The sequence below is a fragment of the Steroidobacter agaridevorans genome (assembly GCF_009932555.1).
GTDB classification, from domain to species: Bacteria; Pseudomonadota; Gammaproteobacteria; order Steroidobacterales; family Steroidobacteraceae; genus Steroidobacter; species Steroidobacter agaridevorans.
In genome coordinates this window covers 579,615-592,674 of sequence record NZ_BLJO01000004.1, presented here as the reverse complement: position 1 = coordinate 592,674, position 13,060 = coordinate 579,615, and the positions used below count along the sequence as shown (strand labels likewise).

Sequence of the window (13,060 nt, the reverse complement as noted above, 5' to 3'; positions counted from 1 at the left end):
GACGGCTCAGGCGTCCGGCACGGTGCCGCCGAGCACCTTCATCACGAACACTTTGCGACCGTGCCCGGCGAAGCTGATTGCAGTCTCCTTGCCGAGAATCTCGAACAAGCGCGCATGCTCGCCGGCGATCTGCGTGCTCATGGCGTTGGTCGTGACCTGCAGCTCGGGATACGTGTTCAGCCGATCGATGAAATCCTTGATCGGCGGAATGTAGTCAGCGTCGAGCGGATAGAGACTGATCTCGATGGCGGTACGCATTATTTGAACTCCCAACGGAAGGTGACACCGAACTGCCGCGGCTCGCCGAGCTGCGTGTAGCGCTTGTTTGCAAAATCGGGCGGCTCGTTGCCGAAGAAGAAGCCGCGCGTATAGTAATCCTCGTCGAACACGTTGCGGCCCCAGGCGTACACGGCCCAGGTTTCGGCTTCGTAGCCGGCTTTCAGGTGTGCAAGCGTGTAGGTGTTGGATCGATAGTTGTTCTTGTCGACGTCGAGGTCGGGCACGTCGAAGTAATAATTGTCGGTCGCGGCCACATCGACGCGCGCCATCCAGCCCAGCGGGTGACGCCACGTTGCATTCACCGATGCCTGGTACTCGGGCGCATACGCCTGATCGCGATCGCTCAAGTCGGTGACACCGTCGGGACGGAAGCCGGAGTAACGGGTGCGCAGGAGTCCGAGCGCTCCGCCTAACTCCAACGTATCGGTCGCACGCCAGCGCACGCTGCTCTCGACGCCCATGTTGCGGCCGCCGGAGGCGTTGTCGGTGTAGAGCAGATAGCTGCTCGGATCGCCCGGATCGAGCTGCGTGCTGATCGCCACCTGCATATCGGTGCGCTTCATATAAAAGGCCGTGACATCCGCATACAGGCGGCCCTCGAGCCACTGACCTTTCATGCCCACGTCGAGACCGATCAGACTCTCGGGCTGGAAGTCCGCTTGCACCTGCGCCGCTTCACCGAGATTGAACCCACCGGCTTTGTAGCCACGCGACAGCGTGGCGAACCAACGCAAGTGATCGCGCGGATCGAAATAGATCGTCGCCTGCCCGCCCCACATGGTGTCCTTCGCGGACGCATCGATGCCGGTCAAATCTTCGCCGGTGCGGCGATCGGTGTAATCGGCATCGCGCTGCTCGCCGCGCAATCCAAACGACCAGCCCCAGCGCTCGCTGAACGGCGCTTCGACCTGCGCATACATCGCGAGATTCTGCGCGTCGTAATCGCTGCGCAGTGTCTTGTCGGTGGATCCGGAGTAGTCAGGGAAGAATGGATCGATGTAGACGCCTTGCGACGTGTAGTAGAGCTGCTCATCCACATCCAATCCATAAACGCCCGCGACCCACGTCACCCCGTGCGGCGACGCTGCTTCTTCGGAAGTGATACGAGCCTCGAAACTGCGGCCGCGACGGTCGCGTTGCTGGCGATCGAAATAATCATAGGTGTACGGCGCCCAGCTCTCCGCATTCCCCCAGTCAGCGTCGAAGCTGTAGTCGGTGTTGCTATCGGACAGCGTCGCCGTCAGCGTCAAACGGCCCAGCTGGCCTGCCGATGTATCGACGCGCAGCGCCGCGCCATCGGACTTCTGCGAATCCCTGCCCGGACGATCGGCGAGCGACACGCGTGAATTATCGATCGACCACGCGTCGTAGCCGTTATCGAGATCGGCATGCAGCCAGGTCAGATCGACCGTCGTGCTTTCGCTCGGGCGCCAGCGCCATTTGGCGCGCGCCGTCAGCTCGTCGCGATCCATCGTGTCATCGCGGCCGAGATAAACATCCTTGCGAAAACCATCGGTGCGATAGTTCTGAACCGCCACGCGCCAGGCTGAATTCAGCGACTCGACCGGACCGGTCGCGACCGCGCCGATCGATTGGCTGTTGTACTCGCCGACCGAAGCTTCGGTGGAGAAACCAAATTGATCTTCGGGATCGCGGCCACGCAGGACGATGAGGCCGCCGAGCGCGTTCGCGCCGTAGTGCAAGCCTTGCGGCCCGCGCAGCACTTCGATGCGATCGACATCGAATGTCGTGGCCGGCATGCCCATGCCGCTGAAATCGATATCGTCGATCAGGAAGCCGACCGAAGGATTCGGCGCGCCCTGCCATTCCTCGCGCTCACCGATGCCGCGAATCTGGAAGAAGCGCGGACGTGAAGTGCCGCTCGCATAAGACAGGTTCGGCACGTTCGAGAGCACATCTTCGAAATGCTGCCGACCGCCGTCGCGCAACGTCGTCGCGTCCAGCACCGTCACGCTGACCGGCGCTTCGACCAAGGATTGCTGACGGAGTGTCGCGGTGACGACCACTTCTTCGAGCACATCCTGCTCGGCGGCGGTCGCCAGGCTGGCGGTCAGCGCCAGGGAAACAATCGATGCCCGGGTGCATCTCCCGAGACTTTTTCCGAAAATTATTTGTTCGTCGATGAACATGGCCAGATCCTCTTCAGTGAAGATCCGGGCAACAGCGGGCGAAGAGCGGGGAAATAAACGGACCGGTCACGATCGGCAACGGTCACTACCTGCTCCCTACGCCGGTACTAACCGGATCAGGTTCAACGGGTTTGCCAATGAGCCGGCGTTCGGCGGTTGGCATCTCGGGCCCCAGTCAGGGCCACCCCTAAGGCGGGCGCGATTGTAACAAAGAGCGTGCGAAAGGCACAAAGCGCCCCTTTTGGCTCTTGTTGGACGCTGGGCACTGGGCACCAATCGCTTCTGGCGCTATAAGAGCGCTTTCGTTTTTTCTATGGCTGCAACCATGCCCAACCGACATTGCCGGCTGTTTCACGTCGACGCGTTCACTCGCCAACGCTATACCGGCAATCCCGCCATCGTGGTGCTCGACGCGGACCATCTGACCGATGAGCAGATGCAGACCATCGCCACCGAAGTGAACGGCGAGACCGCGTTCGTGCTGGAAGCCGAATCCGGCGATCACGACATGCAGGTGAGATTCTTCACGCCGCGCCATGAAGTGCCGTTCGTCGGTCACGCCACCATCGCCGCGCAATACGTGCGGGCGAAGAAAGACGGCAAACCCGGCGGCCGGCTGCGGCAGCGCACGGGCGCCGGCATCGTCGAAATCGAGGTCACCGATGTCGACGGCGACCTGCGCATCGCCATCACCCAGAACCCGCCGTCGCTCGGCCCTGTCATTCCGGAGCATCACCGCCGCCAGGTGTTGAATGCGCTCGGCATCTCCAGCCCGAGCCTGCACGTCGATTGTCCGTTGCAGGTCCTGACCAAGGGCGGCTCGCGCCTGCTGGTGGGCTTGAAGTCCAACGACCTGCTCGGCGCGATCAAGCCGGACTTCGAAGAGCTCGCCCGCCTCACATCGCACGTGGGCGCGGAGGGATATTTCGTGTTCGCGCTGGTCGAGAACAACGGCGTCGTCGGCACCGAATCGCGGATGTTTGTTCCGGCGCTCGGCATCCGCGAAGACGCGGTCAGCGGCAATGCGCACGGCATGCTCGGTGTCTATCTCGTCAATCACGGCCTGATGACGCCTAAGGACGGGCGCGTCGTGTTCCAGGGCCGTCAGGGCATGTGGATGCGCCGTCCCGGCATGGTCGAGGTGGCGATCGAGTCGTCGGGCAAGGTCGCGCAGTCGGTCCGCATCGTCGGCGACGCCGTGATCGTGTACGAGGCCAACATCCAGGCCTGAACGGCCCAAAAAACCCTGAAAATTCCTACCGTAAGGCCGCGGCTGAGCCGGCGGCCGTCAAATTCCCGGCACGGCTCGAAAATTTTCTTTCTCTTACAATAACTTCGGCCGATTTTTCAGGTAGAATGCGCGCCCTTCGCCTGGGCGCCCCGGTTGGGAGCCGCCTGGGTAATCTCATTTGCGCGGTTTTCCGATAGAATCCGCGCCCGCTAAACGACCCACAAACCTAGCTGCGCACAGACCTTGTAACGGAAATCTGACATGCCCCGTACTACAGCCCTTGCCGATATTAGAAACATCGGCATCATCGCCCACGTCGACGCCGGTAAGACCACGACCACCGAACGCATCCTGTACTACACCGGCCGCAAGCACACGATCGTCGACGTTCACGACACCAAGGATCTGAAGTCCTCGACCACGACGGACTACATGGAGCAGGAGCAGAAGCGCGGCATCACGATTCAGTCGGCCGCCGTCTCGACGTTCTGGCGCAAGAAGAAGATCAACGTCATCGACACCCCGGGCCACGTCGACTTCACCATCGAAGTGAACCGCTCGCTGCGCGTGCTGGACGGCGCGGTCGTCGTGTTCGACGGCGTCGCCGGCGTGGAGCCGCAGTCTGAAACGAACTGGCGTCTCGCCGACAACTACGGCGTGCCGCGTATTTGCTACGTCAACAAGATGGACCGCAGCGGCGCCAACTTCCTGCGCTGCGTGGACATGATCAAGAAGCGCCTCGGCGCCCGTCCGCTGCCCGTGCAACTGCCGATCGGCTCGGAAGACAACTTCAAGGGCATGATCGACCTGGTCGAGATGAAGGCCCTGGTGTGGGAATCCGACGATCGCGACGCCGTGCCGGTCGAACACGCCATCACCGCCGACCTGGCCGACAAGCTGGACATCAGCGTGCCGAGCGATCGCAAGATCCTCGCCGACATCGCCAAGTACCGTTCCGACCTGGTCGACACCTGCCTGGAGCAGGACGACGCGGCGATGGAAAAGTACCTGGAAGACGGCGTCGAGCCGTCGCCCGAGGTGCTGCGCAAGTGCCTGCGCAAGGGCACGATCACCGCCTCCTTCAACCCGGTGCTGTGCGGCTCGTCGTACAAGAACAAGGGCGTGACCCAGATGCTCGACGCCGTCGTCGACTATCTGCCGGCCCCGACCGACGTCGAAGCCATCAAGACCGTGGACCAGGACGGTAACCCGAACGGCGAGCGCAAGAGCTCGGACGACGAGCCGTTCTCGGCCCTGGCGTTCAAGGTGCTCAACGACGCGTACGGCGCGCTCACCTTCGTGCGCGTGTACTCGGGCGTGCTCACCAAGGGCATGTCGGTGATGAACTCGACTCGCGGCAAGCGCGAGAAGATCGGCCGCATGGTGGAAATGTTCGCCAAGGACGCGAACCCGATCGAAGAAGCCCGCGCCGGCGACATCATCGCGCTGGTCTCGCTTGCCGAAACGGAAACCGGCGACACGCTGTGCGCCTCCGAAAGCCCGGTGATCCTGGAGCGCATGCGCTTCCCGGACCCCGTCATCAGCGTCTCGGTGAAGCCGAAGAACAAGGCGGAGCAGGAGAAGTTCGGCACCGCGCTGGGCAAGATGGTCCGCGCCGATCCTTCGCTGAAGCTGGAAACCGATCGCGAAACGGGCCAGACGATTCTGCGCGGCATGGGCGAGTTGCACCTCGAAGTGACGCTCGACCGCATTCGCACGGAGTACAACGTCGAAGGCATCATGGGTCAGCCGCAGGTGGCTTACCGCGAAGCGTTCACCAAGACGATCGCCGAGCAGTACGTCCACAAGAAACAGACCGGCGGTTCCGGTCAGTTCGCCGAAGTGTGGATCACGTTCGAGCCGCTCGAGCGCGGCGCCGGCTTCGAGTTCGTCGACGAAACCGTCGGTGGCTCGGTGCCGCGTGAATACGTGCCGTCGGTGGAAAAAGGTCTGCGCATGCAGATGGAACAGGGCGTGCTCGCGCAGTACCCGACGGTGGACTTCCGGGCCCGCCTCACGGACGGCAGCTACCACGACGTCGACTCGAACGCGCTGACGTTCGAAATCGCGGCGAAGGCCTGCTTCCGCGAAGCCATCCGCAAGGCCGGTCCGATCCTGCTCGAGCCGGTGATGAAGGTCGAGACCGTGACCCCGTCCGACTACCTGGGCGACGTGATCGGCGACATGAACCGTCGTCGCGGCATGATCCAGGAGCAGTTGGAGCGTGGCACCAACATCGCCGTCGTGGCCACCGTGCCGCTGTCGGAAATGTTCGGCTACATCGGCCATCTGCGTGGCATGACCTCGGGTCGCGCCTCGTACACGATGGAGTTCTCGCACTACGATCCAGTGCCGAAGAACGTCGCCGACGTGGTCATCGAGGAAGCCGCCAAGGCGCGTTCGGCGCCGAAGGCTTAAGCTTCCCGCAGCTCGGGATGAGCCAGGGCGGTGTCGAAAGACACCGCCCTTTTTATTTGCCCGGCCGCATCGCCGGCAGCAATCGATCCCTCAGCCAGAACATCGGCTCGAGCATGTCCGGGCGGTTGAAACGCGTGCCGGTGGTGACCATCACGGCGCGCAGCTCCGGCATGACCATCAGCAGCGAGCCGCCGTTGCCCTGCGCCCACCACAGCTTGGTTTGCGGCAGGTTCGGATCCTTGGTGTGATCCAGCCACCACAGATAACCATAGCGCTGGTTCATTCCGGAAATGCCGGTGCGCTCCTGAGTCATCGCGTCGATCCAGGCTTCGGAAACGATGCGCTTGCCTTTGTATGCGCCGCGCGCGAGCACCAACTCGCCGACCTTCAGCAGATCATCCGGCTCCAATCGCAAGTGCCCGCCAGTGTCGACGCCGCGCTTGCCATCATAGTAACGCCATTCGGCGCGTCGCGCTTCGAGCGGGATGAATAAATATTTCAGCGCGAAAGCATCGGCTGACATGCTCACGGCGTCCGCCAGGATTTCGCCCAGCGCCACCACGTTTCCGGTGCAATAGGAAAATTCCTTGCCCGGCTCGGTGCGCATCTTCAGCTCGCTCCAGAAGGCGACCCAGTCCTGCTGCCGGTACATTTTGTCTTCCTGGCCCGGCGACTTCGGATCCCAATCGTTGCAGTCGAGCCCGCTGCGCATGGTGAGCAGATCTTCGAGCGTCATCGCCGCCTTACGCGGATCGTTTTCGAACGCTGTGCGCAGGCTGGGCAGCAGGTCCATCACTTTGGACTGCACCGAAGGAATCGCCCCTCGATCGATGGCGATGCCGATCAATAGCGCAGTGATGGATTTGGTCGCGGAGCGAAGATCCGGCGGCCGCTTCGCCAACGTCGGATCGACCGTGCGACCGACGATGACGCCGTCGACCTGCATGATGAACGATTCGAACCCCGGATGAACGCCGCTCGCCACTTCAGCGGCGATGGTCTTGGCGGGCTCGAGCGCCGCGTCCGCGTGCGCGAGCGCGAAACAAAGCGTCAGCATTACGGACGTTGAGATCGACTTGAACACCGGCAGCCTCGGCATTTCATCGCGGCGGTCGATCCTAGTCTATGTCGATTGCTGGCACCTTGCCGACCCGGCTGATTCGCAACGCATGCTTCAGCGCGGTAATTGCCGTTTACCAGCTGAAGTCGACATCGACCAACTCCACCTTGCCGCCGCGGCCGATGCGGAGCACGTGCTTCACGGCGGGTACGATGTCTTCCGGATCGTGCACGGCCATGACGATTTGGGTTCCCTTCTCCGCCAGCTGCTCGATGAAACCGAGCAGGGTCGCACGCACGTCGCCGTCGAGGCCGGTGCAAGGCTCATCGAGCAGCAACAATTCCGGATCGTTCATCATGGCCCGCGCGAACAGCGCCATCCGCATCTGGCCATAGGACACCTGTCGCGGGCCGCGAGCCCGCAGATGTTCGATGTTGAAGAACTTCAGCCAGCGATCGGCGGCTTTGCGATCGGCAGTCGTCGGTGCGTCGTTCAGGCCGACACTGGAATAGCGGCCCGAGATGACGATCTCTTCGATCGAAGTGGCCAGGTAATGATCCGCCTGCAGCTCCGGCGACACCCAACCGAGCCGATGTTTCCAAGTCTCGATGTGAGTACCGCGCGGCACGCCCTCACGCTCGATCGTCCCGCCGAGCGCGGGATGCAGGTCGCCGTAGATCATATTGAGCAGCGAGCTCTTGCCCGAGCCGTTGGCGCCCAGAATCGCCCAGTTCTCACCGCGCGCCAACGTCCAGTTGAGATCGCGGATGACCGGTCGGTAGTCGCGATAGATGTCGGCGTTGCGGATGACGAACAGCGGCGTGGACGAGGGCTTCCTCCTCGGCTTCGCCGCTACCAGCACCCTGTGTTTTGCTTTCTGCTCTTTGCGGCCGTGCGCAACCTTCCGTTCATGGCCCACCGGGCCCGCCGAAACGATCCGGCCGTGCTCGATGTGCGCCACGTGCGTCACATTCTTCGGCAACTCTTTCGGCCGATGCGAGGTGATCACCCAATCGTGTCCGCCTCTGGGCTGCTCGAGCGCCTTCTTCAACTTCTCCTTGGCTCGCACGTCCAGGCCATTGAACACCTCATCCAGCAACAGCACCGCCGCGTTGCCAGCAAACAAACGCGCCACCAGCGCCAGGCGGCGCTGGCCATAAGACAACGTGAGAATGCGCCGCTGCCTCAATCCCCACAGACCGAATCTCTTCAATACCCGCGCGACCCGCTCCTTCTGAGCATGCGTCGGCTGCGTCAGCGGAATGTCCTCGTCGAACAACCCCGTCGTTACAACCTGCGTGACCGTGAGATTCCAGTCGTAGCGAACGTACTTGTCCTGCCGCTCCGGTCCGACATAGGCAATCTGCTCTTTCGCCAACGATGCAGTACGACGCTGACGTCCCGTAGGCGTCGGCCAGACTTCGCCGCGAAGCATCTTCAGCAGCAGGGTCTTGCCGGAACCGTTGGCGCCGATCAGCGCCCAGCGCTCGCCCTTGCGCAACGTGAAGCTGACTTCATCGAGCGCCTGGTGCGCTTCGAAGATCAGCGAACAGTCGACGAGCTCGATCAGCGGGACGGACTTGGAGTGTTTTTCAGAGACCACGGGGCGTTGATGTCCGGCGAGTCGCGCACGACCCGGCCGTCTTCTTCCAGTTTCAGCAGATGGGCCAGCAGCGAGCCTTTCGCCACCGGATGCAAGCGGGGATCGACGTCGTCGTAGACGCTGACGACCAAGGTATCGAGGTTCGAGACACCCAGGTCTCCAAGCCGCGCGACCACTTTTGCTTCGCGCTGCAGGCGATGCGCGATGATACGAACGATCTCGGCCTGCGCGTCTTCGATGGTCAGGCCGTGGCCGGGCGCGAGACGGGTGACCGGCAAGGTCTGCAAGCGCTCCAGCGAGCGCAGGTATTCCGTCATGCTGCCATCCGGCGGACCGATGACCACCGTCGAGCCTTGCATCAAATGATCGCCAGTGAACAGCAAGCCCGTGCCTTCGAGCAGATAACAAAGATGGTTCGACGCATGCCCCGGCGTATGCACGACCCGCAACGTGAGCGAATCGATCGTCACTCGATCGTCATCCTGCAACTGTTTGCCCGGCGCGAATGCCGCGTCCTGACGCCCATGCACGGGCGCCGCCTTGCCCATCACTTTCGCACCCGTCGCCTCGGCCAGCGCCCTGGCGGCGGGCGAATGATCCGGATGCGTGTGAGTCGCGAGCACCGCGTCGATACGACCGCCCGTTTCCTTGACGATGCGCTCGACATGCACCGGATCCTCCGGCCCTGGATCGATCACCAGATAACGCTCATGGCCGACCAGATACGTGTTCGTCCCCGGCCCCGTCATGAACCCGGGATTGCGCGCCACCAGGCGGCGCACGCCAGGCGCGATCTCGTCGAATTGTCCGGAGCTGAGCGGCATCGCACTAGGTTATCACCACTGCTATCTGCCCTGCTCGCCGGGAGGCGTCAGTGGCTGCAGCGTCAACGACACACCAACGCACCGATTGACGCGCTCGCGCCGCAAGATTGACCGCCCATCGAGGTTCACGTATTTTGCGTGAAACAAGATTGGATACGTCAGAATGGCCGACAAACAGAACATCACCGTGGCAATCGAGCCTGCACTGCTCAAGCAGGCCCGCGCCATTGCCGCGCGCCGCGGAACGAGCATCAGCGCGCTACTAGCCGATGAATTGCGTCGTCTGGTCGCCGACGACCGCAGCTACGAATCCGCACGACGGAAAGCCCTGGCCTTGATGAAAACGGGGATCGGTATGGCTAGCGGTCGCATGGAAAGCCGGGACGAGATTCATGACCGCAATCGTTTTCGTTGATACAAATATCCTGGTCTACGCGTACGACCCAGCGGCCGGCGAGAAACATATTCGCGCAACTCGCGCACTGGAACGACTGTGGGAAGAACAGCTTGGGCGCGTTTCCGTGCAGGTGCTCCAGGAATTCTATGTAACGGCCACACAGAAGCTGAAGACTCCTCGCGCCAACGCACGTGAGGTCGTTCAAACCTACGCGCCGTGGGTTCAGTCTCCGACGACGCCTGAAATCATCATGCGAGCCAGTGATCTCTCCGAATCTGCACGACTCTCTTTCTGGGATGCGCTAATCGTCGCCTCGGCCGAGCAGGCCGAAGCATCGCAGCTCTACACCGAAGACCTCAATGCGGGCCAGATCATCGCCGGCGTCAAAATCATCAATCCGCTCGTTCAAACTGAGTACGATCTGTCGCCTGCGACGCCAGGCTCCGTGCATGAGCCCACGCCGCCGACGTATGCGCGCCGCCGCCGGGGGCGAGCCGCTGGTTGAAACCGGAGCGATGCACCGGCGCAGCGAGCGAAGGTATCATCGAGCCAGCAAAGAGCTTCCAGAATAGGAGCAAGGTCGAGCGTGACCCTCACCATCATTCTGATCGCAGTCATGGTCGGGCTGGCTGTGTTCATGTTCGGCATGCGCGGCTCGACGAGCTCATCGAATCGCTCCTCGGTCACCGCGGCGCCTCGCGACGCTGTGCGCGCCGTCACGAGCTCGCCCGGCGGCGACGGTCCGCCGTTCGAAACGGAAGCAACCGCCAGTGCCTATGCCGAATGTTACAAGCTCGCTTTCAGCGTTCCCGGTTTCGACTACGCGATCTCCGGTGAGCACGCCGACGTCCTGGAGAAGGTGAACGACCACGCCGCGGCGGCCGTTCATCAGCGAGAGTATTTCCCGCGCCGTCCGATGCTGCTGCCCAAGCTCATGCAGGCGCTGAACGACGATGAAAGCACGCGGCGGGAATTGGTCCGGCTGATTCTCGAAGACCCGGCACTGGCCGGCAGCACTCTGCAACGAGCCAACAGCGCCGCGTATCGTTATTCGCCCGAGCCGGTGGACAGCCTCGATCGCGCCGTCGTCGTGCTCGGCACCGATGGGCTCCGCAGCTTGCTGGCGACGGCGCTGCTACAGCCGGTGTTCCGGCAACCCAGAGGTCACTTCGACAACTTCGCCTCGGTGACTTGGGAACATGCGCAACGGACGGCGGCCGCGTCCGAAGTGTGCGCGCGAGCGATCGGCAATGCCGATCCTTTCATCGCGCAGCTGATCGGTCTGCTCGGCCCGCTGGCGCGCATCGTGCTGTTTCGACTGACGATGGAAACATATCGGGAACACCAGGACCTGCAGCCCCGCGCCGAAGTGTTCATTCGCGCCATGCAGATGGAGGCGCCGAATGTCGCGGGCTTCATCGCGGCGACCTGGGAGCTCTCCGATCCTTCCATTCGCGCCTTGCAGGAACAGACGGACAAAGTGCCCCCGGGACACATGAGCGCGCTCGGCCAGGCCATCTATTTCGGCGAGCTGTGCGGGGCGCTGACATTGCTGACCAGGCGCGGCACTTATTCCGAAGAAGGCGCACAGGCATTACTGATGGAACAAGGCCTGACCCGGCGGATCGTCCAGGAAATCTGGACCGCGGCGAACAAAGCCGTCGAGGAATAGCGCCCGGAACCGTGCCGCGACGGCAGCCGTTCATTGCATATCGCAGTGAATGAGGGGACTGCCATGGCTCACGAGCCTGCAAACATGCGCAAGCGTCCGCCGCCCGGCCTGCACCGAATGCTGAATTACGGGCGCGAGCGGGGTAAAGTAGGTTGGATCCTGCTGTGGCTGCTGGGCGTGCCGATTCCGATCCTGTTCGTGCTGTTTCTGGTTCGGGGCTGCACCTAGCTCATCTTTTCCTACTCGGAGCAAGCTCGCACATGTTGGTCACGTTCCGCTCCACCGCGACTGAATCCATCACCATGTTCGAGGACGTTGCGGTTCAGTTGCTCAAGCTGATGGGCGCCACCGGGCGCATCCCCGGTGCGCTCGGCCCGGACGACGTGCCCCTGGCCCTGCGCCAGCTGGAGCACGCCACCGAGCAGATCAAGGCCGGCACGCACGTCACCCCGGCCCGCCCGGCCGACAACGAAGATGCCAAGAATGAGGACGAGGACGACGAAGACCGCGAGCCGCCGGTGGACCTGGCGACCCGGGCCGTGCCGTTGCTCAGCATCCTGAAGCGGGCCGCGGCCGCCCAGGCCGAACTGGTCTGGGAAGCCAAGGGTAAATAACCCGCCCCACCCCTTCTGTCATTGACCACCGGCCGCCAAGCTCGGTGGTAAACTGGCCCGCTTGGAGTTCTGGAGAGCTATCCAATGGGCCGCATTTTCGAAGTCAGAAAGCACGCGATGTTCGCGCGCTGGAACCGCATGGCGAAGCAATTCGCCCGCATCGGCAAGGACATCACCATCGCCGTGAAGAACGGCGGCCCCGACCCCCACTCCAACCCGGCCCTGCGTCGCGTGATCCAGAACTCACGCGCCGTCAACATGCCCAAGGACAAGGTCGAAGCGGCGATCAAGCGCGCCTCCGGTAAGGACGCGGCCAACTTCACCGAAATCCTGTACGAAGGCTACGCACCGCATGGCGTCGCCGTGCTGGTGGAAACCGCCACCGACAATCCGACCCGCACCGTCGCCAACGTGCGCAGCATCTTCACCAAGCACGAAGGCAATCTCGGCACGGCGAACAGCGTGAGCTTTCAGTTCAAGAAAATGGGCGTGTTCCGCTTGAATCCCGAAGGCATCGATCAGGACGACCTGGAGCTGTACCTGATCGACCACGGCCTGGAGGAGATGGGCGAGAGCACCGGCGAAAAGGGCGAGCCGCAGATCGTGGCCCGCTGCAACTTCCCCGAGTTCGGCCAGATGCAAAAAGCACTGGAAGATCGCGGCATCACCCCGCTGTCCGCCGAGCATGAATACATCTGTCTCACGCCCACCGAGCTGCCCGAAGCGCAGGCCACCGAAGTCCTGGAAATGATCGACAAGCTCGAACAGGACGAGGACGTGCAGAAGGTGTATCACACGCTGGCTTGATGGAG

Annotated in this window: 13 protein-coding genes and 1 riboswitch; of the genes, 8 read left to right on the top strand and 5 right to left on the bottom strand. The window is 62.6% G+C overall.

Annotated features, from left to right (window positions below):
* Nucleotides 1-6 precede the first annotated feature (6 nt).
* Together GYH35_RS17285 and GYH35_RS17280 are read right to left on the bottom strand one after the other, a co-directional pair.
* Nucleotides 7-258, bottom strand: coding sequence for a YkoF family thiamine/hydroxymethylpyrimidine-binding protein (locus tag GYH35_RS17285; protein WP_161829058.1), 252 nt, complete (start codon nt 256-258; stop codon nt 7-9).
* Nucleotides 258-2,429, bottom strand: a complete 2,172-nt coding sequence (locus GYH35_RS17280; protein ID WP_161829057.1) for a TonB-dependent receptor — start codon at nt 2,427-2,429, stop codon at nt 258-260. The genes GYH35_RS17285 and GYH35_RS17280 overlap by 1 nt, the downstream gene beginning before the upstream one ends.
* 75 nt (nt 2,430-2,504) lie before the next feature.
* Nucleotides 2,505-2,628, bottom strand: a riboswitch (TPP riboswitch).
* 126 nt (nt 2,629-2,754) lie between these two features.
* On the opposite strand from GYH35_RS17280, the gene GYH35_RS17275 reads away from it, so the two are divergent.
* Complete coding sequence (locus GYH35_RS17275; protein WP_161811153.1) at nt 2,755-3,660, top strand: PhzF family phenazine biosynthesis isomerase; 906 nt, start codon at nt 2,755-2,757, stop codon at nt 3,658-3,660.
* A gap of 261 nt (nt 3,661-3,921) precedes the next feature.
* Complete coding sequence (gene fusA, locus GYH35_RS17270) at nt 3,922-6,078, top strand: elongation factor G (RefSeq protein WP_161811152.1); 2,157 nt, start codon at nt 3,922-3,924, stop codon at nt 6,076-6,078.
* A 52-nt stretch (nt 6,079-6,130) separates the two neighbouring features.
* On the opposite strand, the gene GYH35_RS17265 is transcribed toward fusA, so the two are convergent.
* From GYH35_RS17265 to GYH35_RS17255, 3 genes are all read right to left on the bottom strand, one after another.
* Nucleotides 6,131-7,162 (bottom strand): serine hydrolase domain-containing protein, encoded by a 1,032-nt coding sequence (locus GYH35_RS17265; RefSeq protein WP_161829056.1) that lies wholly within the window; start codon nt 7,160-7,162, stop codon nt 6,131-6,133.
* Nucleotides 7,163-7,271: 109 nt separating this feature from the next.
* Nucleotides 7,272-8,741, bottom strand: a complete 1,470-nt coding sequence (locus tag GYH35_RS17260) for an ATP-binding cassette domain-containing protein (protein WP_161829055.1) — start codon at nt 8,739-8,741, stop codon at nt 7,272-7,274.
* Entirely contained in the window at nt 8,705-9,565 is an 861-nt protein-coding gene (locus tag GYH35_RS17255) for an MBL fold metallo-hydrolase (protein ID WP_161829054.1), read from the bottom strand. The genes GYH35_RS17260 and GYH35_RS17255 overlap by 37 nt, the downstream gene beginning before the upstream one ends.
* A gap of 163 nt (nt 9,566-9,728) precedes the next feature.
* Between GYH35_RS17255 and GYH35_RS17250 the strand changes: the two genes are divergently transcribed.
* The 6 genes from GYH35_RS17250 to GYH35_RS17230 all read left to right on the top strand — a co-directional run bounded on the left by GYH35_RS17250 (nt 9,729) and on the right by GYH35_RS17230 (nt 13,055).
* The gene (locus GYH35_RS17250) at nt 9,729-9,980 is read left to right on the top strand and encodes a hypothetical protein (protein WP_161829053.1); all 252 of its coding nucleotides are present in this window, start codon (nt 9,729-9,731) and stop codon (nt 9,978-9,980) included.
* A complete protein-coding gene (locus tag GYH35_RS17245) occupies nt 9,958-10,467 on the top strand; it encodes a PIN domain-containing protein (RefSeq protein ID WP_161829052.1) in 510 nt (169 codons plus the stop codon). The genes GYH35_RS17250 and GYH35_RS17245 overlap by 23 nt, the downstream gene beginning before the upstream one ends.
* An 81-nt stretch (nt 10,468-10,548) precedes the next feature.
* Entirely contained in the window at nt 10,549-11,634 is a 1,086-nt protein-coding gene (locus GYH35_RS17240) for an HDOD domain-containing protein (RefSeq protein ID WP_161811146.1), read from the top strand.
* A gap of 63 nt (nt 11,635-11,697) precedes the next feature.
* A complete protein-coding gene (locus tag GYH35_RS34620; protein ID WP_202624376.1) occupies nt 11,698-11,862 on the top strand; it encodes a hypothetical protein in 165 nt (54 codons plus the stop codon).
* A gap of 32 nt (nt 11,863-11,894) precedes the next feature.
* Entirely contained in the window at nt 11,895-12,248 is a 354-nt protein-coding gene (locus tag GYH35_RS17235; RefSeq protein WP_161811145.1) for a DUF1840 domain-containing protein, read from the top strand.
* An 84-nt stretch (nt 12,249-12,332) separates the two neighbouring features.
* Nucleotides 12,333-13,055 (top strand): YebC/PmpR family DNA-binding transcriptional regulator, encoded by a 723-nt coding sequence (locus tag GYH35_RS17230; RefSeq protein ID WP_161811144.1) that lies wholly within the window; start codon nt 12,333-12,335, stop codon nt 13,053-13,055.
* Nucleotides 13,056-13,060: the final 5 nt, after the last annotated feature.

Bases quoted from the DNA above. Each gene is read 5' to 3' on its own strand.
- GYH35_RS17285 (WP_161829058.1), bottom strand. From the start codon at position 258: ATGCGTACCGCCATCGAGATCAGTCTCTATCCGCTCGACGCTGACTAC.
- GYH35_RS17280 (WP_161829057.1), bottom strand. From the start codon at position 2,429: ATGTTCATCGACGAACAAATAATTTTCGGAAAAAGTCTCGGGAGATGC.
- GYH35_RS17275 (WP_161811153.1), top strand. From the start codon at position 2,755: ATGCCCAACCGACATTGCCGGCTGTTTCACGTCGACGCGTTCACTCGC.
- fusA (WP_161811152.1), top strand. From the start codon at position 3,922: ATGCCCCGTACTACAGCCCTTGCCGATATTAGAAACATCGGCATCATC.
- GYH35_RS17255 (WP_161829054.1), bottom strand. From the start codon at position 9,565: ATGCCGCTCAGCTCCGGACAATTCGACGAGATCGCGCCTGGCGTGCGC.
- GYH35_RS17250 (WP_161829053.1), top strand. From the start codon at position 9,729: ATGGCCGACAAACAGAACATCACCGTGGCAATCGAGCCTGCACTGCTC.
- GYH35_RS17245 (WP_161829052.1), top strand. From the start codon at position 9,958: ATGACCGCAATCGTTTTCGTTGATACAAATATCCTGGTCTACGCGTAC.
- GYH35_RS34620 (WP_202624376.1), top strand. From the start codon at position 11,698: ATGGCTCACGAGCCTGCAAACATGCGCAAGCGTCCGCCGCCCGGCCTG.
- GYH35_RS17235 (WP_161811145.1), top strand. From the start codon at position 11,895: ATGTTGGTCACGTTCCGCTCCACCGCGACTGAATCCATCACCATGTTC.
- GYH35_RS17230 (WP_161811144.1), top strand. From the start codon at position 12,333: ATGGGCCGCATTTTCGAAGTCAGAAAGCACGCGATGTTCGCGCGCTGG.